At 70.4% G+C, this 23,880-nt stretch carries 21 protein-coding genes; 8 read left to right on the forward strand and 13 right to left on the reverse strand.

The genetic code is table 11. The features are described 5' to 3' along the window. Positions 1–192 precede the first annotated feature (192 nt). From ACPXBU_RS08325 to ACPXBU_RS08340, 4 genes are all read right to left on the reverse strand, one after another. Positions 193–2,664: an FtsX-like permease family protein gene (locus ACPXBU_RS08325; RefSeq protein ID WP_425757587.1), complete on the reverse strand. Its 2,472-nt coding sequence runs from the start codon at positions 2,662–2,664 to the stop codon at positions 193–195. Further along, positions 2,661–3,422 carry an ABC transporter ATP-binding protein gene (locus tag ACPXBU_RS08330; RefSeq protein WP_425757588.1) on the reverse strand — a complete coding sequence of 254 codons (762 nt, stop codon included), beginning with the start codon at positions 3,420–3,422 and terminating at the stop codon, positions 2,661–2,663. Before ACPXBU_RS08330 ends, ACPXBU_RS08325 begins: the two co-directional genes overlap by 4 nt. Positions 3,423–3,533: 111 nt before the next feature. Further along, the gene (locus ACPXBU_RS08335) at positions 3,534–4,190 is read right to left on the reverse strand and encodes a response regulator (protein WP_393367148.1); all 657 of its coding nucleotides are present in this window, start codon (positions 4,188–4,190) and stop codon (positions 3,534–3,536) included. Beyond that, positions 4,178–5,404 (reverse strand): sensor histidine kinase, encoded by a 1,227-nt coding sequence (locus tag ACPXBU_RS08340; protein WP_425757589.1) that lies wholly within the window; start codon positions 5,402–5,404, stop codon positions 4,178–4,180. The genes ACPXBU_RS08335 and ACPXBU_RS08340 overlap by 13 nt, the downstream gene beginning before the upstream one ends. A gap of 168 nt (positions 5,405–5,572) precedes the next feature. On the opposite strand from ACPXBU_RS08340, the gene ACPXBU_RS08345 reads away from it, so the two are divergent. Next, entirely contained in the window at positions 5,573–5,803 is a 231-nt protein-coding gene (locus tag ACPXBU_RS08345; protein WP_425757590.1) for a hypothetical protein, read from the forward strand. 108 nt (positions 5,804–5,911) lie between these two features. Here the strand turns inward: ACPXBU_RS08345 and ACPXBU_RS08350 are convergent, their stop codons facing one another. From ACPXBU_RS08350 to ACPXBU_RS08360, 3 genes are all read right to left on the reverse strand, one after another. Continuing rightward, positions 5,912–8,182, reverse strand: a complete 2,271-nt coding sequence (locus ACPXBU_RS08350; protein WP_425757591.1) for a glycoside hydrolase family 44 protein — start codon at positions 8,180–8,182, stop codon at positions 5,912–5,914. 152 nt (positions 8,183–8,334) lie between these two features. After that, on the reverse strand, positions 8,335–8,655 hold the full coding sequence (locus tag ACPXBU_RS08355) for a hypothetical protein (RefSeq protein ID WP_425757592.1): 321 nt from the start codon (positions 8,653–8,655) through the stop codon (positions 8,335–8,337). 206 nt (positions 8,656–8,861) lie between these two features. Continuing rightward, a complete protein-coding gene (locus ACPXBU_RS08360; protein ID WP_425757593.1) occupies positions 8,862–10,106 on the reverse strand; it encodes a PQQ-dependent sugar dehydrogenase in 1,245 nt (414 codons plus the stop codon). 18 nt (positions 10,107–10,124) lie between these two features. Here ACPXBU_RS08360 and ACPXBU_RS08365 point away from each other — a divergent pair, with 18 nt between their 5' ends. Next, positions 10,125–10,250 carry a hypothetical protein gene (locus ACPXBU_RS08365; protein WP_425757594.1) on the forward strand — a complete coding sequence of 42 codons (126 nt, stop codon included), beginning with the start codon at positions 10,125–10,127 and terminating at the stop codon, positions 10,248–10,250. Here ACPXBU_RS08365 and ACPXBU_RS08370 read toward each other — a convergent pair. After that, positions 10,243–10,845 (reverse strand): lytic polysaccharide monooxygenase auxiliary activity family 9 protein, encoded by a 603-nt coding sequence (locus tag ACPXBU_RS08370; protein ID WP_393367161.1) that lies wholly within the window; start codon positions 10,843–10,845, stop codon positions 10,243–10,245. The two genes, ACPXBU_RS08365 and ACPXBU_RS08370, sit on opposite strands and share 8 nt — an antisense overlap. A gap of 689 nt (positions 10,846–11,534) precedes the next feature. Here ACPXBU_RS08370 and ACPXBU_RS08375 point away from each other — a divergent pair. After that, positions 11,535–11,819, forward strand: coding sequence for a hypothetical protein (locus tag ACPXBU_RS08375; protein WP_425757595.1), 285 nt, complete (start codon positions 11,535–11,537; stop codon positions 11,817–11,819). Between the two features lie 58 nt (positions 11,820–11,877). Here the strand turns inward: ACPXBU_RS08375 and ACPXBU_RS08380 are convergent, their stop codons facing one another. Together ACPXBU_RS08380 and ACPXBU_RS08385 are read right to left on the reverse strand one after the other, a co-directional pair. After that, complete coding sequence (locus ACPXBU_RS08380; RefSeq protein ID WP_425757596.1) at positions 11,878–12,327, reverse strand: hypothetical protein; 450 nt, start codon at positions 12,325–12,327, stop codon at positions 11,878–11,880. 39 nt (positions 12,328–12,366) lie between these two features. Then, on the reverse strand, positions 12,367–12,675 hold the full coding sequence (locus ACPXBU_RS08385) for a hypothetical protein (protein WP_425757597.1): 309 nt from the start codon (positions 12,673–12,675) through the stop codon (positions 12,367–12,369). 313 nt (positions 12,676–12,988) lie between these two features. On the opposite strand from ACPXBU_RS08385, the gene ACPXBU_RS08390 reads away from it, so the two are divergent. Then, the gene (locus ACPXBU_RS08390) at positions 12,989–14,476 is read left to right on the forward strand and encodes an endo-1,4-beta-xylanase (RefSeq protein ID WP_425757598.1); all 1,488 of its coding nucleotides are present in this window, start codon (positions 12,989–12,991) and stop codon (positions 14,474–14,476) included. 96 nt (positions 14,477–14,572) lie between these two features. On the opposite strand, the gene ACPXBU_RS08395 is transcribed toward ACPXBU_RS08390, so the two are convergent. Further along, on the reverse strand, positions 14,573–15,115 hold the full coding sequence (locus ACPXBU_RS08395) for a hypothetical protein (protein ID WP_393367171.1): 543 nt from the start codon (positions 15,113–15,115) through the stop codon (positions 14,573–14,575). Between the two features lie 204 nt (positions 15,116–15,319). Here ACPXBU_RS08395 and ACPXBU_RS08400 point away from each other — a divergent pair, with 204 nt between their 5' ends. Both ACPXBU_RS08400 and ACPXBU_RS08405 read left to right on the forward strand, forming a co-directional pair. Then, a complete protein-coding gene (locus ACPXBU_RS08400; RefSeq protein WP_425757599.1) occupies positions 15,320–16,549 on the forward strand; it encodes a cytochrome P450 in 1,230 nt (409 codons plus the stop codon). Then, positions 16,546–16,773, forward strand: a complete 228-nt coding sequence (locus ACPXBU_RS08405; RefSeq protein WP_425757600.1) for a ferredoxin — start codon at positions 16,546–16,548, stop codon at positions 16,771–16,773. Before ACPXBU_RS08400 ends, ACPXBU_RS08405 begins: the two co-directional genes overlap by 4 nt. A gap of 102 nt (positions 16,774–16,875) precedes the next feature. On the opposite strand, the gene ACPXBU_RS08410 is transcribed toward ACPXBU_RS08405, so the two are convergent. Then, positions 16,876–18,969 carry a TIR domain-containing protein gene (locus ACPXBU_RS08410; RefSeq protein WP_425757601.1) on the reverse strand — a complete coding sequence of 698 codons (2,094 nt, stop codon included), beginning with the start codon at positions 18,967–18,969 and terminating at the stop codon, positions 16,876–16,878. Positions 18,970–19,172: 203 nt separating this feature from the next. Between ACPXBU_RS08410 and ACPXBU_RS08415 the strand changes: the two genes are divergently transcribed. Continuing rightward, on the forward strand, positions 19,173–20,222 hold the full coding sequence (locus ACPXBU_RS08415; RefSeq protein WP_425757602.1) for a hypothetical protein: 1,050 nt from the start codon (positions 19,173–19,175) through the stop codon (positions 20,220–20,222). Positions 20,223–20,506: 284 nt separating this feature from the next. On the opposite strand, the gene ACPXBU_RS08420 is transcribed toward ACPXBU_RS08415, so the two are convergent. Then, on the reverse strand, positions 20,507–20,911 hold the full coding sequence (locus tag ACPXBU_RS08420; protein WP_393367183.1) for a hypothetical protein: 405 nt from the start codon (positions 20,909–20,911) through the stop codon (positions 20,507–20,509). Positions 20,912–20,958: 47 nt separating this feature from the next. Here ACPXBU_RS08420 and ACPXBU_RS08425 point away from each other — a divergent pair, with 47 nt between their 5' ends. Beyond that, a complete protein-coding gene (locus tag ACPXBU_RS08425; RefSeq protein ID WP_425757603.1) occupies positions 20,959–23,874 on the forward strand; it encodes a CHAT domain-containing tetratricopeptide repeat protein in 2,916 nt (971 codons plus the stop codon). The last annotated feature ends 6 nt before the right edge of the window (positions 23,875–23,880 follow it).

Here is a 23,880-nt window from a genome sequence, read left to right on the forward strand (position 1 = left end):
GGACCTGTCGGCCGGGTCAGGAGTCGGACGGCCCGGACCGGACGGCAATCCTCGCAATCGCAAGGGGGCGCTGAGTGGGATGTTGGACGCGACTGGACAGGGCTGGACACCTGGCTCGACGGACGAGGTGACCGTGCCGCCCCGGCGATGTCCGCCGAGGCGGCACGGCCGCCGATATCCGAGCCGTGACGCCTACTCCTTCACACCGATGTTGTCGATCGGGGGAGCGCTGATCAACCGTCGGACGGGCCACACAGTGGTTGCCAGCGCCAGCAGTGTCGTACCGCCGAGCACCGCCACCCAACCGAGCGGCGGGACGTACGGGATCGGGCTGCCGGTCAGTCCGTTGACGACCGCGCTCAGGGTCAGCGCCGCGATCGTCGCGCCGATCAGCACCGCGGTGCCGAGCAGCCCGGCCTGTTCGGCCTGGACCATGCTCCGAATCTGACGGCGGGTGACCCCGACCAGTTGGAGCAACGCCAACTCGCGGCGGCGGGCCAGCGTGGCCATCACCATCGTGGTGGCCGCCGCCAACGCCGCGTACCCCACCATCACGCCGATCAGCAGCCGGTTCAGCCAGGCGCCGATTGCCATGTCGGTGCCGAGCAGGCGCGTCCGGGTGGCGGCGTCCACAACCTCGGTGCCCGGACGCCCAGCCGACCACGTGGCCAACGCGGTGTCGGCCTCCGGGCCGGCGCTCACCAGGACCTCGTCGTCGGTGTTCCCGGCCGTGTGCCCGGCGACCGTCTCGGCAGCCAGCGTGACGTCGCCGAAGCCGAGGCCACGGCCGTAGATCGCGATGACGTCCAACGTGACGGGTGTGCCGTCGCCCAGCCAGAGTTCCGCCTGGTCGCCGACCTCCCAGCCGGACGAGGACGCCTGCATCGCCGACAGGGCGACAGTGCCCGCCCGCAGGTCGGCCAGGTTGCCCTCGCGCACGGCGAGGTCCATGGTCGACGTGATGCCCGCCGGGTCGACCGACTGCGCGCTGACCGGCTCGATGCCGCCGAGCGCCCGCACCACCACCTGCGTACGGCGCACACCGGTGGCCGCCCGCACCCCGGCCAACTCGCGGACCTCCCGCGCCGCGTCCGACGGCAGCCCACCCGGAGCGACGAGCACCCGCTCGGCGAGGGTTCCCGCGCTGCTCTGCGTGGTGGTCTGCCGTTCCAGGTTGTTCTGCAGGAACCAGACCGAGCCGCCGAACCCCACGGACAGCACGAGGGCGGTCAGGACGGTCGCCATGCCCTGCGCGTTGGCCCGCAGATGTGCCGCGGCCAGGTAGCCGCTGACCCGCCACACCCGCGGCAGCAACGGTGTGAGCAGGCGTGCCGCGTACGCGTTGATCCTCGGTGCGAGCAGCGCCACCGCGATGACGAACAGGTACAGCATGCCGACCGCGCCGGCCAGCGCCCCGGTCGAACCGGTGGCACCGAGCGTCAATGCCCCGGAGGTGCCGGCCGCCGCCAGCGTCAGCACGCCGGCGATCAGCCGCACCCGGCCGCTTCGTCGAGGCTCGACAGCGATCTCGCCGAGCGCCTCGATCGGCTTGATCCCGGTGACCCGGCGCGCGGCGAGAAGCGCGGCGAGCACCGCCACGAGGACCGCCGTACCGACCGCGGCCGGCACCGCGAACAGGCCACCGGCCATCGGGAAGCTGGCCGGCACGAACCCCCGCTCGACCAGCTCGCCGTGCACCCAGTGGGCCGCCAGCAGGCCGGCCGGGCCGCCGATCGCCGAGCCGATCAGGGCGAGCAACGCGGCCTCGGCGACCAGCATGCGGCGCACCTGCCCCGGCGTGGCCGCGACCGCGCGTAGTAACGCCAGGTCACGTCGACGGTGCCGGACGGACAGCCCGATGGTGCCGGCCACCACGAATACGATCAGCAGGACGACGTACCCCCCGAAAGCCGAACCGGCCTCGATGAGCAACGTCTGGGCGGCCTGGTGCTCCGACTGCTCGACGGTCCCACGGTCCTTCCCGCCGTACGTCGTGGCGCCGGCCGCCGTAGCGATCTCGCGTACCGCGCCGGGGCCGGCGCCGGGTGCCATCCGTACGCCGATCGCGTCCACCCGGCCCGGGTGGGCGGACAACCGGGCGGCCTGCGCGTTGGTGAAGAACACGGCCGCCGAGCCGGTGTCGGCGGTGCCGCTCACCAGGTACGACCGCCCGACCCCGCCGACGACCAGGTCGATGCGGTCGCCGGGTGCCACGCGGAGACGGGTGTCGGCAAGCACCTCGTCGTCGGCCCGTGGCGCGGCGCCCGCGGTGATCTGACGACCGGTGAAGGCGTACGTGTCCCAGCCGTGTCCCACGGCAGCGGGTGAGCCGATCAGCACCCGATCGTCGCCGGTGACGGCCGCGACGCCCGGCACCTGGCGGATCCGGTCCACCAGGGCCGCGTCCACAGTGCCGCCCTCGGGCAGCGTGACGGTGCTCGTGGTGGTGTCGCCGCCGAACTCCTTGAACGTGTGGCTGACCGTGCGGTTGGCGACGACCACGTCGGCCGTGGCCCAGAGCCGTGGCTCGGCGCGGAAACGCAGCCCGGACTCGACGAGGGTGCCCATCGCCACCAGGATCAGCACGCCGGCGACGAGGGCGAGCAGCGTCGCGGTGGCGGGGCCGGCGCGGTGCCGCAGCAGGCGGGCGGCGAGGCCGGTCATCGGAGGACCCGCCGATCCAGCGATGCCAGGTGCTCGGCGATACCGGCGGCGCCGAGCTGCGGCAGGTCGGCGACGATCGCGCCGTCGGCCAACACGAGCACGCGGTCCGCGTACGACGCGGCGATCGGATCGTGGGTCACCATCACCACGGTCTGCCCGTGTTCGTCGACGACCGCGCGAAGCAGCGTCAGCACCTCCGCCGCGGTCCGCGAGTCGAGGGCGCCGGTGGGCTCGTCCGAGAAGATCACCTCGGGGCGGGTGGCCAGCGCCCGGGCGATCGCCACCCGCTGCTGCTGGCCGCCGGAGAGCGCGGCCGGCCGGTGGTGCAGTCGGTCGGTGAGGCCGACCCGCTCGACCACCTGGGTCAGCCAGGCCCGGTCCGGACGCACGCCGGCCAGGCGCAGGGGCAGCACGATGTTCTCCTCGACGGTGAGAGCGCCGATCAGGTTGAACGCCTGGAAGACAAACCCGATCCGGGTACGACGCAGCTCGGTCAGGCGGGTCTCGGACAGCCCGGACAGGTCGGTGCCTCCGATGATCACCCGCCCGGAGGTGGGCCGGTCGAGCCCGGCCGCGGTCTGCAGCAGCGTGCTCTTGCCGGAGCCCGAGGGCCCCATCACCGCGCTGAAGGTGCCCCGGTCGAAGGCGACGTCGATGCCCGCGAGCGCGGTCACCTGGTTACGGCCGGCGTCGTACACCCGGGTGAGGTGTTCGACGCGTACCGCCGGTTCGGTGCTCTGTCCCGGATAGTCCGGCATTCTGGTGGCCTCTCTCCGTGTCATCGGCAAGAACTGCGCGCACCAGAAACGCTAAGGACGTGCGAGAACGGCGACCATCCCGTGGACTGCCAGGTCCGGGTACAGCAGGCGCTACCGACGATCGCCGTCCAGGTAGCGCAGCACCGCGGTGACCCGGCGGTCGGCCTGGTCGTCGGGTGGAAGCTGAAGCTTCGAGAAGATGCTGCGGATGTGCTTGTGCACCGCGCCGTCGGTGACGAACAGCCGCTCGGCGATCGCGCTGTTGCCGAGCCCCTCGGCCATCAGCCCCAGCACCTCACGCTCACGCGGCGACAGCTCGCTCAGCGCCGTGTCCGTCCGGCGGTTGCGGGCGAGCAACTGCGCCACCACCTCCGGGTCGATCACGCTGCCGCCGTCCGCGACGCGGTGCAGCGCGGTGAGGAACTCCTCGACCCGGCCCACCCGCTCCTTCAACAGATAACCGAGTCCGGCGGCGCCGACCGAGAACAGGTCGGTGGCGAAGGCCTGCTCCACGTACGCCGACAGGACCAGCACCGCGAGGCCGGGGCGCCGCCGCCGGGCCTCCACCGCGGCCACGATGCCCTCGTCGGTGTGGGTCGGCGGCATCCGTACGTCCACGATCGCGACGTCCGGCGCGTGTTCGTCGACGGCGACCAGGAACTCGCCCGGAGTGCCGGCCGTGGCGACCACGTCCAGATCCTCCGCCCGCAGCAGCAGAGCCAACCCCTCACGCAGCAGCGGGTCGTCCTCGGCGATCACGATCCGCATGGCAGCTCCACGTCCATTCTCGTCGGCCCTCCCGGTGGGCTCGTCAGCGTCATCCGGCCGTCGTACGCCTCGACCCGCCGGCGGATACCGGTGAGGCCGGAGCCGCGTGTCTCGTCGGCGTCGCCGTGCCCGTCGTCCGCGACGCACACCAGCAGCCGGCCGCGCTCGCGGCGCACGGCCACGTCCACCTGGCTCGCGCCGCTGTGCCGGACGACGTTCGTCAGCGCCTCGGCCACCACGAAGTACGCGGTGGCCTCGACCGAGGCCGCGCACCGCACCGCCACGTCCACCTCGAGTCGGCAGGGCACCACACAACTGCCGGCCAGGCCCGCCAGCGCGCCGGCGAGACCCCGGTCGTCAAGCACGGGCGGCAGGATCCCGCGCACCACCGTACGCAGCTCGCCGAGTGCCTGTTCCGCGGCGTCCTGCGCCTGCCCGAGGATCTCGTCGGCGCGGTCCGGATTGCGGCGTACGGCCCGCCGCGCGGCGCCCAGCAACACGTTCACCGCGACCAACCGGTTCTGGGTGCCGTCGTGCAGCGACCGCTCGATCCGGCGCAGTTCGACCGCGTGGGCGTCCAGCGCCGCGGCGCGGGTGGCGGTCAGCTCGGCCACCCGCAGCGACAGGTCGACACCCGGCGGCGGAGGCAGCAGCAACCGGCCCGGCCACGCCTGGAGACGGGCCAGGACCGGGCTGCACCAGATCGCGGCGGCCAGCCAGCCCACCCCGAGCAACCCGACGACGAGTGCGTCGGGCAGTCCGTCGACGCGCCACCAGACGATCCCCGGCTCGCCGGCATCGGCAGGGAGCAGCCGGTAGTACAGCGGGAATGTGACGTACTGGACGGCAGAGAGGGGCAGCACGAGGCCGACCAGCCCGGTCACCAGGCCGACGAGCGAGGACAACCCGACCCAACCGAGCTCCCGGCGGACGAAGGGATCACGCGTCGCCGTCCGCAACCCGGCCGGCACCGGCCCCGGCGTGGGGATCGGCTCGCCCCAGCGGGACAGCCGGGCCCGCTCGCGGTCGGCCACCGAGCGCACCGCCCGCAACGCGCCGGGTGCCGCCAGCAGCCCCACCCCGCCCAGGCAGGCCACCGCCACGATCGCCGCCCAGAGCAGCGCGCCCAGGGCCAGCGTGGCGGTGCCCAGCCCTCCGACGAGGTGCTCCAGGGCGTCGACCGACGCGCGAACCCGGCCCCGCACGTACGCCATCGACCCACCTCCCCCGCCAACATAGGCCACCGTGGGCCCCGCCCGGCAACGCCCGGCACGGAAGGTACAGCCTGCTGTACCACTGTCGTCGAGCTGGCGGGATCGTCCCCGCCGCGCCGCCTGCCTAGCGTTGACGGAGTCGAGGAACGAACGCCCGAGGAGGCTGTCATGACCGACCCGTACCGCATCACCGAGGCCCCGATCGCCGCACCGAAGAAGCCGGGCGGTCTGCTGCGCCCGCTGCTGTGGCTGGTGCTCTTCGTCAGCGCGGCGGCCAACGTGGTGCTGTCGACCGCGGCGGACAACCCGTGGATCAGCTCGGCGTTCGGCCTGGTGGCGCTGCTCTGCGCGGTCGCGCTGATCGTCGACCATCGCCGTAACCGCGCGCGGGAGTCGTAGGGGCGGCGGGCGATGTCGCCGCTCGGGAGCGAGGGGGCCGGGGCGCTGCTGCGCCCCGGCCCCTCCGGACTGCTCCGCGGGTGTGCCGCGGAGGAGGTGTCTCTCAGGTCACCCGCAGCGTTGACCGTTGAGGTCGAAGGCGGTTGGTGCCGGATTGGTGCCGCTCCACGTGCCGTTGAAGCCAATGCTCGTGGACGCACCGGGGGCGAGCTTGCCGTTCCAACTCATGCTGTCCGCGGTGACGCTCGTACCGCTCTGTTTCCAGGTGGCCGACCAGCCCTGCTCGACCTTCTGACCGGTGGTGGGGAAGTCGAAGGCGAGTTTCCACCCGTTGATCGCGGTGGTGCCGGTGTTCTTGATCGTCACGGCCGCGGTGAAGCCGCCCGGCCAACTGTTCGCCGTGTAGCCGACCGTGCAGCCGCCGGTCGGGGTGGTGGGTGCGGTCCGCACGGTCAGGCCGGGTGAGGCCGCCGAGACGTTGCCCGCCGCGTCGCGGGCGGTCACCACGAAGGTGTACGGGGTGTCCGGCGTCAGCCCGGTCACGGTGTACGTGGTGCCGGTGGAGCTGCCCACCTTCACCGGGCCGGTGGTGTCGACCCGGTGCACGTCGTAGCCGGTGACGGCGGTGTCGTCGGTGGACGGCGTCCAGGCCAGTGCGACGCTGTCGCCGGTGATCGTGCCGGCGGTCGGCTTGCCCGGGGCAGTCGGCGCCTGGGTGTCGCCGGGCGTGGTGCCGCGCGGCAGCACCAGGTGGGTGATCGAGTTGGCCGGGAAGGTGGCCGTGAGGCCGCTGGCGGTCACCGGCAGGTCGGCCTCCCGGACGACGCCGGCGAGGTTCGCTGCGCTGTAGCGGTAGACCTCAGCGGTGCTGGCGGAGGCGCCGGTGAGGGCGACCGGGCTGGTCAGGTCGTCGCCGGTCTTGTTGACGACGACAAGGGTGAGCGCCTTGTCGGCGCTGCGCTCGGCGGCGTACACGGCCAACTTGCCCTGGTCGGCGCTCGTCGCCTGGACGGAGGTGTCGCCGAACGTGCCGCCCTTGCCGTCGTAGTTGCGGTAGACGCGGAAGGCGTTGGCCACCGGCTGGTCGGCCGTGGGTGCGGTCCAGAGGGTGGCCAGGTCGAGCCCTTCGCGACCGAAGATGCCGAGGACATCAGCCTGGGCGAGCGCGCCGTTGAGCGACCCGAACGCGCCCCAGTTGTACTCGGTCATCGCGATCTTCGTGCCCGGGTAGTGCTGGTTGACCAGATCGCGCAGGCGCGGGATGTACCGGACCGGACTGTTGATCCAGCTCTCGTCCACGTAGGTCGGGTCCCAGAGCTGGCGCGTCGAACGCAGCCGCAGCGCCTGGGTGTTGGCGTCGCCGGCCGCGTCGCCCAACACGCCTGACTGCTGCGGGTAGAGGTGGACGTCGAAGTAGTCGAGGATGCGTGTGCCGTGCTGCTGCTCGTACTCACGCATCCGGTCCAGGTACCACGGGCCGAGGTCCTGGCCGCCGTGCGCGGCCTTGTCCGGCGGGTTCGACCAGCAGCCGGTGCGCGAGCAGGTGTCCTGGTCGAGACCCGAATAGAGGATCGAGTTCAGGCCCCAGCCGACCGGACCGAGCGTCTTCGCGCCGGGGTCGGCAGCCTTGATCGCGGCAGCGTACTCGTAGGTGCGGTCGCGTAGCTCGTCGTAGCCCAGCCCGGTGGGGCGGACATCGCGGTGGGTGGAGTGCCACAGGTCCGGCTCGTTGTCCAGGTTGTAGAACTGGACCCCGCCGTCGGCGGCGGCGCCGAACTGCCCCTTGAGGTGGTTGACGAAGTCGGTGGCGTACTCCGCACCGACGGCGACGCTGGTGTCCTCCGGGTCGGTGCCGGTGACAGGTGACCCGTCCGGCTTGATGCCGTTGCCACAGTCCGGTGCCCAGGTGTCGGTGGACTGCTGCGGGCCGTACTTGGCGACGCTGAAGCCACACGATCGCGACCGGTCCTTGGCGATCCAGCCGAGCATCGGCATCGTCATGACCGTGGCCGCGCCGGTGGCCTTGTTCTGCTGCACGAACCGGTCGCTCTCCGAGCCCTTCGGGAGGTCGGCCGGACTCGGGTTCTCGTTGGGAATGTTCTCGAAATACCAGTCCGCAGCGCGGTTTGTGGTGTCGGTACGGAAGTTGTAGCGGGTGGTGGCGTTGCCGCCGTAGCGGTGCACCGGCAGCCGCAGGTCGCGGGCGAGGGCCTCGTCGGCGAAGTTCATGCCGTAGACGTACGGGCTGATCTGGTGCCGGGCGGTGGTGGTGTCGACGGCCAGTGCCGGGCCGGCCGCGGCCAGGGCGGGCTGCGGCAGGGCCAGACCGCCGAGGGCCGCGGCAAGCACGACCGGGAGTAACGCGGTGGTGGGACGCACGAGCATTCCTTTCCTTTCGAATAGGAGCTCGACGATGGGAGCGCTTCCACAGCGTTGCGCCTTCCCGGCCGCGAGTCAACGCCGGAAGGCTCATTGTGGATCGATTCGATTCGATCACGAGTTGCTCCGCCGAGTCGTGCCCCTGCTCGTGGTTACCCCAGCCGGGGATAGATGCGAGCCACCAGCGATGGATCACGCCGGCCGCGCTCGAAGCTCTCCCACGCCATCGGGTCCTTGCCGCGGTCGGGTTGGTTTCGGGAGTTGCCGGTAGCGGCGCGAACCAGGCCACCCAACGACCGGTCACGCGCAAGTTCCGCATCCTCGTGCGACAGGCCGAACTCGGTGACGAGCTGCTGGTCCAGCTCATCGCCCGAGGTGCCGAGCAGTGTCCCGCTCAGCACAAAGTCCACAACCTCCGCCACCGTGCGGCCCGGTGGCAGCGGGATCGTCAGGTCGTCGGTCCACTCCGGCATGCCTCACCTCTCGGCCCTGTTCATCGACGCGTGGCGTTGCAGCCTACAAGGTGTCAGGCTGCGGGGCGGTAACCGCAGCAGAAGCCCGCTACCAGAGTTGCCGGTAGCGGGCTTCTGCTGCTGAACGGTTTACCTCGGGTGCGGTGCTACGGTGCGCGGCGCGAGCGCCGTGACCGGGCAGTGGCGCCCGCGGATGCGATCGACGCTCAGCGGTTCGTCACCCCGCTGCCAGAGGCTGGCTGGACCTGCTCGAACCGCACCCGGCTCAGCCAACCCGGGAGGTCACTGAGCACGTACAGCTCGCCGTTCACGTCGGCGGCGAACGCCGTCGGCTGGGTGGGGAAGGTGCCGATCTCGGCGGATTCGTAGCCACCCGTGGACTTGGGACGTACGGCGAATGCGCGGGTCGAGCAGTAGTCGCTCGCGATGTAGGTCCCCCGCGCCTCCGGGGTGACGGACCCCCGGTAGACCAGGCCGCCGATGATCGAGCAGTTCTCCGTCATGTAGTGGTCGTACTCGACGACCGGGTCGGTGAGCCGCACGCCCGGCCGGCACTGCGTCTCGTCGAAGACCGGCGTGCCCTCCCGGCAGGACCAGCCGAGGTTCGCGCCACGCTGCCACGGGCGGATGTGGTTGATCTCCTCGATCAGACCCTGGCCGACGTCACCGATCCAGAGCGAGTTGTCGACCGGGTCGATGGAGAACTTCCACGGGTTGCGCAGCCCGTAGACCCAGATCTCCGGCCGCGCGCCCGGCGTGCGGACGAACGGGTTGTCGGAGGGTACGCAGTAGCGCTTGCCCCCGCAGGAGCGGTTGACGTCGATCCGCAGGATCTTGCCGAGCAGGGTGCCGAGGTTCTGACCGGACTTGAACGGGTCGTTCGCGTTGCCGCCGTCGCCGAGGGACCAGTAGAGGTAGCCGTCGCGGCCGAAGGCCACCTGCCCGCCGTTGTGGTTGCCGAACTCGGCGTGCTCCTGGGTGAGCAGCACCTGAAGCCGGTCGGGAGCACCGATGGGCACGCGCGCCAGGGTCAGCGCGCCGGCCGGCAGGCTCGTGTAGGCCACGTAGAGCATGCCGGTCCGCGCGAAGTTCGGCGCGGGCGTGATGCCGAGAAGGCCGCGTTCGTTGTCCGACGTGTCGATCCGGGCGGTCAGGTCGAGCACCGGCTCTGCTGCCAGGCCGGTGTCCGGGTGGTACGCGCGGACGGTGCCGTTCTTCTCCGCGATCAGCATCCGGCCGTCCGCCAGCCCGGTGAGCGCGATCGGACGCTGCAGCCCGAACGCCACCCGTTCGGATACCACGGTCAGTTCGCTGAGTGGCGCCGCACGGGTGTGGGGTGTGCCGGCTGCCGCGGTGCTGGCCGCCGACGCCGGTGGCGACAGAAGCGCGGACAGGGTCAGGATGAGCAGCCCTGCCAGCATGGTGGCCGGGCGATAACGCCGTCGCTGCATGTTCAGCTCCTTGAGCAGGTGGCGGAGGGTGTGGTCGGGGATCGTTCCGGCTCCTGGCGTGACCGGCAGAGCTACCCGGCCCAGGGCGTCAACGCGCCCTGGGCCGGAGTGGTGACGTGCCGGTCGGACCTGCTGGTCAGCTGATGGTGATGTCGCTGCACCACATGTAGGTCTGGTCCAGGTGTGACGCCCTCCAGAGCACGAACAGGATCTGGTTCCCGCTGCGTGCGGGGAGCGAGACGTTGAACGAGATGTTCTGCGCCGGCGCGAACCGCCCCGTCGTCGTGATCAGGTCGAGGTTGCCCCACCCGAGCCGCTGGGTGGCCGGGTTGAACCCCTGCTTGGTGACGTAGACCTGGAAGTAGTCAGCACCGTGGCTGGCCTGGTCGTACATCTGGACCGTGAGGTTGCGGCTGACGGGGGTCGTCTTCCACGCCCCGGGCTGGTTCAGCGCGTTGTTCCTGGAGAGGGCGTTGCTGCACAGTTGCCCATCCGGGGTCTTGGCCTGGTACTGGCCGCCGAGTCCGTCCCGCAGTTGGCTCATCCAGTTCCACATGGTGTCGGGGTTGGCCTGGAACGCCTGCCAGCACATCGGGTCCTGCTGCTGCATGGCCGGGTTCATGTGCTGGCTGCCCCAGGCTTTCCAGCACTGGTACGCGCGAGTCGCCGGATTGATGACCGTGCCGTGCGCCTGAGCCGCGCCGGTGAACGGCAGCGTGCCGACCACCATGGCGAACATCAGGACGAGTGCCTGAAGGGACCGACGGACGGTTGACCGGGGTCGTCCCCCGGATTGAGCGGGCTTGTGTAAACGCACTGTTCATCCTCCGTTCATCGGGACGAGATGTCAGTATGGGAACGCTCCCAAGGCCACTGTTGCATCTATTAACTCAAATATCAATGCCGATCTATCTATAGGTGGATGTGGAGCGAGCTGTCCCGGATCGCCGGATCGATGACGGGTCCCCGTGCCCTGCCCGGCTCTCGCCTCGTCGCCGGTTCTGGTGCGCCGGCAGGCCGGATTGGATGCCCAGGGACAGGTCAGGCGTCGAGCGCGCCGGCCGTCGTGGACGCGTACCGGGGGATTCCTGTGGCTGGCGAAACTGCCTGCCCGACACGGTGTTCGACCACCTGGCGGTGGGGCATGCGAGCGTCTGTCGCAGTGACACGCTGCCGGCCTGGTGCTGCTCCCGTGCTGGCCGTTCTCAGCACGGTTGCCCCCGCGCTGCGGCGATATGAGCCATTCCAGCACATCTGGGTCCGCCCTCGCAACATAGACGCGCGTCAGTGCTGGCTCGGTCCGGCCCGCCGGCGACCATCCGCGGGTGGCCCACCTGGCGGGGAAGCGGGCGAGAAGCGGGCGGGAGGCGGACTGCCCGCCAGCGCAGGCAGCTGTGGGCACTGTTCCGGGCTCCCGGATTCGGGCAGTTGAGGTCCGCCGGCGCGCTGTGGCTCCACGAGGGGCCAGCGGTAGCCGCGGAACTGCTGGGGGTGCTACCGGATTACCTGTACGACGACCTGTGCGGGCGAGAGGCGCTGCGGGTCCTCGCCGCGATGGGGTCGCACGCGCGGCCGGTACTCGACCGGATGGATCGATTCGTGGCCTCCCGGCACCGAGCCGGGATGAACATCGGCGACTTCGACGCCGAGATGCGCGCGGACGAAATGCTGCACGCCGCCGCCGTCGCCACCCGCCAGAAGATCGCCGAATAGGTCGCTCTCGTACGTCCGTCTCTGCGTGCTGCCCCGAACCGTTTCAGGACACTGGCGTTCAGTCCCAGAAGTTGAACAGCAGCTCACCGACCGTGGTCGGCTTCCAGTAGCCGATCTGGTCGTGCTCGGCGCGGTCGAGGGCGCTCAGGTCGACCTGTGCCAGGGGGGTCTGAAGCTGGTCGACGGTGAGAGCCTGGGCGTCGGTCAGGTCGGTGAGGGCGGCGGCGAGGCCGGGGTGGTCGACGAACGTCAGCATGACGTCGCCCTTGGTCCGGGGGCGGGCGAAGGCGATGAACGGCACGATCGTGTGTCGTAGCATCGCGACGCGGTGCCGGTCGTCGGCGATATCGACGGTGTGGAAGTTCGGCGTGACGCCGGCAGGAGTCACGCCGGTGACGGTGGCGTCAACGGCGCGGGCGGCGTGGCGACAGGCGGCGGTGAAGACCCTGAGGTCCGCTTCGGCGCCGGGTGGCGGGTTGACGCCTGTGGCTCCGGGCGGCAGCTTCATGGTCGGGCTCTCTCGTCGTGGTCGGTCCGGCGATGCCGTCTACTTCGTCGTATCCAGCGGCTGACCGGTCAAGACGCTGTAGCCGACAGTTGCCAAGATCATGACGCCGCCCGCCGCGATAGCTATGCCGACCAGCCGGTCCAGCAGGATGAAGCGCGCCAGGCGCTCCTCGTGCGGGGCGTCTGGTAGCCAGCGCCACGGCGGAACTCGCCGTAGCGCGCCCGCGGCGGACATCGAGCGCCGGATGTGCCACTCCGTCACGCCGCGGAAGTTGGTGGCCAGGGCGACGCCCAGAAGGCTCACCGCCGGGCCGGTGACGACCGCCGCCACGACACGCCATGTCTCCATCTGACCCCTCCGGTGTGGTCACCGGATCTTAGTTGACCATCCGAGCAGTTGGGTGACGGTAGGCGCGGACGCCAACGGACCGGCCTGGACGCTGATGGTGCAAGCAGATCGAATGGATTCGATATAGCATCGCGGCGGGGCAGTGTTACTCCGCAGGGCGTACGGCGCGGAGTGATCGCCATCCACCGGGCGGACCGGGCCGCCGGCGGTGGCCACCGATTCGGGCGCGGCTGGGTTGACGCCGGCTCGGCGTCACCTGCGGCGTGCTGGTCCAGCGCAATGGACCAGACAGAACACCGAGGAGAAAGCACAGATGAACGACGTACCCGCGCAACCGAAACGCCGAACCAGGCGTGCCGCCAGACTGCTCCTGGGTGGGGCCTGCGCCCTGGCGATCACCGTGTCCTCGATGGCCCTGGCGACCTTCGCCAGCGCCGATCTCAGCGGACCGCCCGGGACCACCCTGAAGGCCGCCGCCGAGCGCAGCGGCCGGTACTTCGGCGCCGCCATGGGGTCGGACCGTCTCACCGACTCGGGCTTCCTGACCATCGCGAACCGCGAGTTCGACATGATGACGGCCGTCAACGAGATGAAGCCCGACGCGACCGAGCCCAACCCGGGCCAGTTCGACTTCCGTCGCGGTGACGCGATCTACAACTGGGCCACCGAGCGCGGCATGCGCTTCCGTGGTCACACCCTGGCCTGGCACGGCCAGCAGCCTAGGTTCTGGGGAGGTCTCAGCGGCAGCGCCCTGCGGGCCGCGATGATCAGCCACATCAACGGCGTCATGGCCCACTACAAGGGCAAATTCGCCTACTGGGACGTGGTGAACGAGGCCTACGCCGAGAACGGCAGCCGGCGGTCGTCGAACCTGCAGGCCACCGGGAACGACTGGATCGAGGTGGCGTTCCGGACCGCGCGGGCCGCCGACCCGAGCGTGAAGCTGTGCTACAACGACTACAACATCGAGAACTGGACGTACGCCAAGACGCAGGGCGTCTACAACATGATCAGGGACTTCAAGGCCCGCGGCGTCCCGGTCGACTGCGTTGGCCTCCAGACCCACTTCACCGGTGGCAGTTCGCTGCCGGGCAACTTCCAGCAGACGCTGTCCAGCTTCGCCGCCCTCGACGTTGACGTGGCGTTGACCGAGGCCGACGTCACGAACGCCTCGACCAGCCAGTACCAGGGCCTGACGCAGGCCTGCATGAACGTCCCGCGCTGCGTGGGCATCACGACGTGGGGCATTCGGGACAGCGATTCCTGGCGGGGCAACGAGAGCCCGCTGCTCTTCGACCGCAACAGCAACCCCAAGGCGGCGTACACCGCAGTCCTCAACGCTCTCAACGCCGCCTCCACCACCGTGCCGGGAACGACCCCGACCACTGCTCCGCCGACGAGCGCTCCGCCGACCTCTGCTCCGCCGACGAGCGCTCCGCCGACCTCTGCTCCGCCGACCTCTGCTCCGCCGACGTCTGCTCCGCCGACCACCGCTCCGCCGGGTGCCTGTAGCGCGACGTACCGGATGGTCAACAACTGGAGCGGTGGCTTCCAGGGCGAGGTCACCGTGGCCAACAACGGTTCGACCACCCTCAGCGGCTGGACCGTACGGCTGACGCTGGCCGGTGGGCAGACCATCGCCAACGTCTGGAACGGCATCAACACCGGCACCAGCGGCACGGTCAGCGTCCGCAACGCCGAATACAACAGGTCTCTCGGCGCGAACGCCTCGACCACATTCGGCTTCCTGGTCAACGGCAGCAGCACGGCGCCCGGCGGCCTGTCCTGCACCAGCCCCTGACCCGCGACACGTACCGGCCCTCCGCGTCAGGAGGCTGACGGGCTCGGAGCCACCGGCTCCGGGCCCGGGTGCCGTCGTGGTCGGCGATGGCCCGGGTCAGTTCCCCGAGGCGAGAGGCGCCACCCCACCGCAGGCGGCGATCGCCTGCGCGGCCGCGGTCTGGACCTGCGGGGACGGATCGGACAACGCCGCGGTGGCCGTGGCCAGCAACGTCGGCACGATCTGCCGACAACCGAGTACGGCCCGGACGTAGAGGGCGCCCTGCAGCCGCCCGTCCTCCCAGATCCCCTCCTCGTCGCCATCGGCGAGGGCCTGGGCCAGCGCGGCGTCCACGTCGAAGTCTGGCTCGGGCAGGTCTCTGTCCGCGCTGCTGCCCGCCTCGGCCACCGCGGCCAGGAAGGTGAGCAATTCGGCACGCATGCCGGGATCGGCCACCCGCTGGTCCGCGAGGAGCGCGGCCACAGAGAGGGCGGCCGGCGGGGTCGCCGTCCACGGTGTCCCCTGGTGGATGATCGCCGACCGCAGGTGTTTGAGCGCCCTCGCGCGGGCCGCCGGGTCGTCGCCGACGAGCGCCGCCAGATGGCCGGGGGTGTCCACGGCGAGGCCGTAGGCGTGTAGCAGAGTGCCGTACTCGGTCACGGCTGAAAAATACCCGGTCCGCGCCGAGGTTCCCATCGTGCACGGCCGCCATGGCGATCATCGACATCTGCCACTACGATCCGATATCGACGAATCACCGAGCGTTGATGTGCGCCGTCCGTCAACCCCGGACGCTGGCAATCCGGTGCCGCGACGAATGTGGCGCCGGCCTGAGGATCACGCCGTCTCGACGAAGGAATCCGGATGACGGAGAGCGCGCAGACCACCGAGAGCCGAATCGTTCCGCCCGCGCGGCCGTACCCGTTCAGTGTGCCCGACCGCCTCGTCGTCGACCCGACCTACGGCGAGCTGCGCGACAACGAGCCGATGACCCGGGTGAAGCTCCCCTACGGCGAGGAGGCGTGGCTCGCCACCCGCTACGAGGACGTCCGCACCGTCCTCGGCGACGTGCGGTTCGGCCGGGCCCCGGCCGTCCAGCGCGACGAGCCCAGGCTCACCCCACGCCAGCAGTACAGCGGCATGCTGACCATGGACCCGCCCGATCACACCCGGCTGCGCCGGCTGGTGGCGAAGGCCTTCACGGCACGTCGGGTCGAGGCGCTGCGACCCCGAACCCAGGAGATCGCCGACACTCTTGTCGACACCATGGTCCGGCTCGGTCCTCCGGCCGACCTGGTGGAGCACGTCGCCACGCCGCTGCCGATCCAGGTGATCTGCGAGTTGCTCGGGATCCCGTACGCCGACCGCGACCGCTTCCACACCTGGTCCGAGGCGATCGTGTCGACCACCAGCCTGCCCATGGAAACGATCCAGGAGTACCTGAACAGCCTCTGGGGCTACATCGGAGATCTGGTCGCCGAGCGCCGCCGCGAGCCGGGGATCGACGACCTGCTCGGCGCGTTGGTGCGGGCCCGCGACGAGAATGAGGATCGGCTCAGCGAGACCGAGCTGGTGGAGCTGGCCGGCGGGCTGCTCGCGGCCGGCCACGAGACCACGGTGACCCAGATTCCCAACTTCGTCTACGTCCTGCTGCACAATCCGGACCAGCTCGCTCGGCTGCGGGCCGACCCGTCGCTGGTGCCCGCCGCGGTCGAGGAACTGCTGCGGTACGTGCCGCTCGGCGTCGGCTCCTCCTTCGCCCGCTACGCCAAGGAGGACGTCGAGGTCGGCGGGGTGCTGGTCCGGGCGGGTGAGCCGGTTCTCGGCTCACTGTCCTCGGCGAATCGCGACGGTACCGTCTTCGCCGACCCGGACCGGCTGGATTTCGACCGCGAGCAGCACCCGCACCTGGGCTTCGGGCACGGCGTGCACCACTGCGTCGGCGCGCAGTTGGCCCGCATGGAGTTGCAGGTCGCCGTCTCCACCATCGTGACCCGCCTGCCCGGATTGCGGCTCGCCGTCGGGGAAGCCGAGCTGGAGTGGAAGCGGGGCATGTTGGTGCGGGGCCTGCTCGGCATGCCGGTGGCCTGGTGAGCACCGCATGGCGGATCGGGGTGGACTCGCACCGCTGCATCGGCACGAGCATCTGCGCCGGCACCGCGCCCGAGCACTTCCGCATGGTCGGCGGCCGGTCCGCGCCGCTGGCCGACGTCGTCGTCCCGGCCGAGGTCGTCCTCGACGCCGCCGAGTCCTGCCCGGTGGAGGCGATCACGGTCCGCGACGCTACCGACGACCGGCTGATCGCCCCGGAGGAGTGACCCGAGACCTAAGGCCTGTTTCATCAGAACTGGCCGGCCTGCGGCAGGCCGACCGCTTGATCGTCGACGGGGCACGGGCGTCGGAGGCTGCGAGCAGCGGTGTCATTCGGCGGGTGGGCTGAGGAAAGCGTGCGGCGCTCCGGGCTTCTCGGTGAGGCTGTACGGGGGCTCCCGTAGGCCGTCGCGCAGGCTCTTCAACTCGTCGATCAGCCGCGTCATCGCGGCGGCCTCGTCTCGATCCGCCTTGATTGGCGCGTAGCCGGACACGATGTTCTTGTGGTTGCCGCCGGGGAGGATGACTGGGAACACGCGGCTGTGATCAAAGTAGTACCGGTGCGCGTTGATCTCTCTGACGACCCAGTTTTCGGTCTCGGGCTTCACCATGACGTGGGGCGACACAAGCGCTACGAGCGCCCGAGACTGGCGGATTGCCTCCGCTATCCGGTGCGGGAATTCCTCGCCGGTTCTCGGGACGTCGCGGAACACGTGCAGTCCTGCGTCCTTCAACGCGCTCTGCCACCGGTCAGCGGCTTCCGCGTCGCCCCCGTTGTACGAGATGAACGCGTCGTACTCGAAACAACTGGCGGCGGTCAGGCGAAGATCTCGGTAGAAGGCGTCACGCTGCTGGGCGTCCAAGCCAAGGAGCCCGCTCTCGCGGAGGTAGAGAACCGTCACCGGCTCTTCCTCGATGTGGAATTCGCGCTTCGGCAGAACTATGGTGCCGGGTAGGTTGACCCAGAGGAGCGGGTAGCCCTCACTTTCTGGCAGCGGCCGCCTGTCGAGATCGGAGGGTTCCGACCGTGTCGCCTCTCGCAGTTGTCCGCCGACGAGCAGGTACGCGCCATGACCTGTGCTCGGATCGCCCTCCACGTTGCGCCCCTGGTTGTCTTCCTTGCGGTAAGCATCCCGCACCAGGTCGTACGCGAAATGCGTTGACCTCGTACGCTCTATCTGAATCAGGTCGCAGTGCTGCTCGATCTTTGCGCGAATGTGTTCCCAGGAGCGCCCTGCGCGAGCGAGGGGGCGGGAGTTGTCGTTTCCTCCGAGGAACTGGACTCGCGGCCCGACGTGTTCGAGCGCTCGTGCCCGCATGAACGCGCGTACGTTCGTCCACACATCTGCGGGCAGCCGAGCTTTCAGCTCTTTGATGTCGAAGGTGAGCAGGGTCGTGTCGGTCAGTGCGACCAGATCGGCTGTCCTGCGCCGCGACATGGCGAACGCCAGCTCACCGACGATCTCACCCTCCTCGTGGATGAAATCCGGTTGGGCCAGGCTCGCCGCGTCGCCCTTTCTGCCGGGCAGGTAGACCCCCACCTGGCCACGCAGGATGACGAACATCGTCTCGCCGCCATCGCCAGTGCGGCAGACATATTCGTTGTAGGCCCTCTCGACAAGTTGACCGGCCAAGATGACGTCGCGGAGATCCGTCTGTGTGAGGTGTTCGAAGAACGGGTTCGGCTGTCCCCGTACCTCCGCCCGGAGATAGCCCAGATGGCGGCGCTGCAGCTTCCGAATCGCCGCTTCCGCCTCCCCGTCGCTGCTGTCAATCTGCAGGATGCGCTTCGCCCAGTAGATGGTCTCCCATCCCGCGCCCGTTCTCTCCGCGGATCCCAGCCGTCGGCGGTCCTCCTCCGTCGGGTCGTCCCAGGCCGAGCGGTCCTCGCCAACGGACATGAGTTCGAGGTGTTGTTCCTGGCCACTCTTGTCGCGGAGCCTCCGCTCGCAATCGAAGACAACACGCGTGGCAAGGTCTGCGTCCTCGATCGCCCGGCGGAACGCGCGGGATACCAACACGCCAGCGGCCGGCCCGCGGCTCAGGAGCCATCCCGCTGTGTTGATGCCGGCGCCTACCGGTTGCCGGCGGCCGTCCGCGCCGGCCAGAAATCGCACCGGGCCGGCATGCGCGGTCACCCGTAAGGGAACTTTCTCGTTTATCGACCACCTGCGCAGTGCCACCACAAGATCAAGCGCGGCACTTTGCCAACCGCTGCCACAGAAGATGACGTGACCACCGTCCCCACCGGACGCCCAGACGGCGTTGTCCGCGCCCACGGTCTCCATCGCTTCGGCGACGATGTGGTTGACGGCGGCGATGCGGCTCTCCTGAACCTGAATGTCAACGGTTGCGGAGTGGCCGACGATGTCGCACGAGACGATAGGGACCACGGAGTCGTCGGGTGTCGTCTGCGTGGCCACGTCGCCTCCAAGGTCCATTTCGGTAGCACAGTTGGGTACGGACCAACCTGTCCGATCGGCCGCTTCGAGTCAAACCGATCCCGAACAGCGATGTCGAAAGCGGATGCGGGTTGTGTCGATCGCGGGCAGATCCTTCTTCGTCCGCGATCTGATTGCGTACGATCAGCGGTCCGCCCCTCGCAGCCCATCCGAGGAGACCCCCGATGCGTCCGTCCATCGCCGTCGTCGGTAGCGCCAACCCGGACCGTGATTACACGCCGGACATGAAGGAGATCGACCTCGTGCCCGGCGCCTGCGAGGCGGTCGGCCGGGAGTTGGCGCGAGCCGGGTGCGATCTCATCGTGTTCTCCAGCAGTGACAACTACATCGAGAAGGATGTCGTCCGCGGTTACCTGGCCGCGGTGCGGGTCGAGGACGGCGCATCCGTCATGGTGAGGGCGCCGTTCGACCGGGTGACGCCGTTCGATGTTCCGCCACATCTCACGCACGTCCTGCGCGTCCTACCGGACTCGGCCGAGGAGTGGGAGGTGTCGTACTACCGGGCTGTGTTCGAGGCCGACGGCCTCATCGTGGTCGGCGGCGGCCGGGCGACCCGGATCGCCGGGATCCTGGCGGTCGCCCGGCGCATCCCGCTCGTCGCGATGGCCCATTTCGGAGGCGCCGCGCTCAGCGTCTGGCAGCACCTCGACCGACACCAGAACGATGCCGCGCCCGAGGCGATCAGCCGGATGGCGGCGCCCTGGGGCGACGACGCGGCCGAGCAGCTGGTGGCCAGCCTGTCGGAGCAGCGTTCCCGGATGCGGGAGGCGGAGCGGGCCGCACGGCGGGACCACTCCCGCGTCCGGCGTGCGCGGACCGTCAACGGCCTGGTCGCCGCGGCGGCGATCGCCGTGGCGTTGCTGACCGTGGTCCTGGCGTACGGCACCGGTACGACCCTCACGGCGGTGGGATACCTGATCGGCGGCTCGCTGCTGATGGCCGCTGCCGGCGCCCTGATCAACGACGCTTCCGGGGAGGAGCCCAACCTGCCGTGGTCGCTCGCCCGCGGTCTGGGCGCCGGGACCCTGGCCAGCATGCTGTACCTGGGCTCGCAGACCCTCACCAACCCTGACCCGCTGGACGCGGAGGCCACCCGGCGGCTCGCCTGGCTGCTCATTCCGCTGGGGCTCACGGCGGGGTACACACTGGACCGGGTCTTCGCCCGGCTCCGCACCGTCGACGCGCTCGCCGAAAAGCCGTTCTCCCAACCCTAGGGTGCGGTCCGGACAGGACGGCCGGTCCATCCTCGACGCACCCGCACCGCCGGGCACGTGCGGCAAGGCCGATGGTGGCCTCTCAGTGGACTGTCGGGTCGCCCTTCGGGCGATGGCCGCCGCGCCGCGGGCGCGTAACGTACGGTGTCGAAGCGGTGACCTCGGTTCACGCAGCGTCGAGAGGAGCATCATGATCGCCGAAACGGTGGAATGCGCCTACTGCGGGCAACCCAAGTCGGATCGCGTGCGCAAGTGCCCGCACTGCGGCAACGGCTGACGAGCCGCTACCGCACCCGCATCTGCATGACTCGCCCCTCGGGGTCGGTGCGAACCTCGAACGGACGCTGATCGGCAGTGCCCTCCGCGGACCACGACCCGTCCACCAGTTGCATGACCTGCAGGGTCTCGATCGTCCGGTACCCGACCGACGTGAGGTGGACCGTGATCGCCGATGCGATGCTCGCGGCGCTCGCCGGTGGACGGGGTGCCAGAAAGCCACGTGCGCGCAACTGAAGCGCCACGGCCTTCAGTACGTCGTAGGTGAAGTTCCCGGCAACACCGGCCAGGACGGCGTCACGGAGGAAGTCGGCGACGCCGAGAGTGTGGGCCCCGTCGGACAGTTCCTCGCCGGCAACTCCGTCCAGCACCAGGGAGGAACCGTCGTCCAGCGGCACGATCAGTTGCGTCATGCGGACATGCTGGCAGACCCGCGCACCGTGAGTGTGGGAAGGATCGCGTGGAGGGTTACGTACCTGGGCGAGTGTGGTGGCTCGGTTTCTGGCAGACCGCCGAGCAGGCCCACTGGTGGCTCAGCGCGGACACGCGCCGGCCCGACAGCGTCACCCCACTGGCCGTTGGCTCCATCGATCTCGACCGGCTGACCGAACCCCTGGCCGCCCTGGCGGCCTCGCTTCCGGGCCTCGTAGCCACGGAACGGGCGGCGCTCGACGACGTCGACCGCCGCATCGGGGAGGGACTCCCGCAGGGCGACGATCCGGCCTCGACGGCTGCCGCCATCGCGAGCCGCATAGAGCTCCTCGGTGAACGGGTCGCGCTCCGCAACGCCGCCGCACGACGCGCCTGGACCGGTGCGATGGTCGACCCGACCAGCAACCTCGCGCTGTTCCGCGAACTGGGCCGCATCTTGCTGCCGCCGGAGCTTCGAGAACGGATCAGGACGGCGGACGCCGACGACACGACTCTCGTCGTAGCTCCCGGCCCCGGCCTGTCGAACGTGCCGTGGGAGCTTCTCGTCATCGACGACGACCAGGACGTCCGGCTCGTCGAACGGGTCGGTGTTCTCGGTGGAATCAGCCCGGCCCTGCTTGTCAACCTGGCCAGGCCGGCCCGACCCTTCGCCGGCAGCGGCCCCGCCGTACGGGTCGTCGACCCCACCGCGGCCGGAAGTCGAACCGGTGGCGGACGCATCTACCCCGACGGGGTGCCCGAGGCGTGGCACCGCCGCAGTGGCGACGGCGACGCGCTGCTCGGTGCGGGTACGACGGCTGGCTGCTCACCCTCGGAGCTGTCCGCGGCACTCCGGTCGGAGGCGTGGGCCCGCCTGGTGTTCGTCGGCCACGCCTCGGCCACCGACCCCCTGATGCCGACCTCGGCAGGACTGGAGTTGGCCGTCGACGCGGCGACCGGGGACTCGCGGCTCACCGCCGGACAGTGGCTCCGGGACCCCACCCGGTGGCCCGCCCCTCGCCGAGTGGGCTTCGTCGCCTGCCAGTCCGACGACGCCGGGTACACCGAGCAGATCGGCCTCACCCTCGCGGCGTTGAACGCGGGCGCGCGTACCGTGATCGCCACCCGTTGGAGCCTGCCGAGCGACGGTTCGGAGCGCCTTGTGGCCGGCGGCACGCCGATCGGGTCGGCCACGACCGCGCTCGCCCTGGCCGTCGACGCGGCGCTGGGAACGTCCGATCCCGTCCGGGCCGTCGGCGAGTGGCAGCGGGATCGGCTGAGATGCTGGCGTTCCGCGAGCAGCGACGCCGAACGCCGAAAGCACGCCCCGTTGGTGTGGTCGGCGTTGGTCACCTACGACGTCCCGGACGCCGCGGTCACCGCGATCCCCGGGCTCGACCAGCCCATGGGGCGGGCGCCCGCGCCCCGGTCACCACGGCACCACGTCCCCCCGGTGCGACCGGCCGGCGACGCCGCCGAGGCGGCGAAGGCCAGCCTGGCGGCCGGAGTGGCCGCGTTCGGCCGCGCCGACTGGTCGGAGGCTCGCGAGCACTACCTTGCCGCCCTCGCCGCCTTCACCGCCTGCGACGACCGGAAGGGCATCGCCGACGCCACGACAAACGTCGGCAATGCCGCCTTCTTCCTGGGAGACCTGGAGGAGGCTGCCGACCGGTACCAGACGGCACTGCCTCTGTACCGGGACCTCGACCTGGATCGACAGGTGGCCGTCGTCGGGCAGAACCTGGGCAACGTGTCGTTTCAGCGCGGCGAACTGGACGTCGCCGCGGATCAGTACCGGGCGGCCGCCGAAGCCCTGCTGCGGGGCGGGTTTCGTCGTCATGCGGCGGACACGCTCGTGAACCTCGGTGCCGTACTGATCGAACTCGGCCGCCCGCACCTCGCCCTCGAACACCTGGGCCAGGCGGGTGACCTGTACCGGGAGACGTGCGACGAGAGCGAACTCGGTGGCAAGCTCGCCGAAGTCGATCAGAACACCGGGTTGGCGCTGGCCGGGGTGAAGTCCTTCGAGCGCGCCCGCGCCCACCTCATCGCCGCCCTGGAACACTGGCAGACCGAGGAACCGTTGGCGGAGCGGGCCGCGCGCGCCAACCACAACCTGGGCCTCGTCGCGTTTCGGGCGGGCGACCTGCCGGAGGCGCAGCTCAGGTACTCCCACGCGCTGGAGCACTTCCAGTCGGTGGGCAACGAGCACGAGGCGGCCGACGCCAGGCTCGGCCTGGGGACCGTCGCCCGCCACCGGGGCGACGTGAGCGAAGCCCGCGCGAACTTTCGGCAGGCACAGGAGCACTACCGCAGAACGGGGCAGTGGCTGGCCTACGCCCAGGCCTCGTTCAACGAGGGGCTGACCCATCCGAGCGACAGTGGCCAGCGATTCGACCTGCTGGCCGGCGCGTGGGCGGCGATGCAGTCGATGTCGTGGCGGCTCGCGCACGTCAGCGAGCGGGCGGGGTGGCGCGCCGCGCTCGACCACGCCAACGACGAGGTGCTGGAATCGGCTCGTCTCGGTGGCCGCGACCGCCAGTTCGCCGAGGTGCTCGAGTCGCTGCGAATAGCCGGCACGCTGCGCCGCGTCGCGCCGACACCGCTGACTCCGGCGCGCCCGACGGAGGTCGACCGGGACGCCCCGTTCGTCGCACCGCTGCCGTCGATGACCCTCTCCGCCGAGCCGGTCCTGCCGTGGACGCCGTCGTCGGCCGCCGACGAGGCGCCCTGCGACGCGCCACCGTGGATCGACTGCGGCTGGCCGCCCACCCTTGTCGACGTCGTCACGCGCGCCGAGGAGATCATCGCCGTTGCCGGGCCGACGACACTTCCCCTGCGCAGGGGCGCCGTATCGCTGATCCCGCTCCTGCACCGCGACCCGCACCCGGACGAGGAACCACAGACGAGGACCGACCAGACGCGGACAGCACGGGTACGCGTTCCGCCCCGACCACGGAGGTAGCCCACA

The sequence above is a fragment of the Micromonospora sp. DT231 genome, assembly GCF_049847025.1.
GTDB lineage: Bacteria > Actinomycetota > Actinomycetes > Mycobacteriales > Micromonosporaceae > Micromonospora.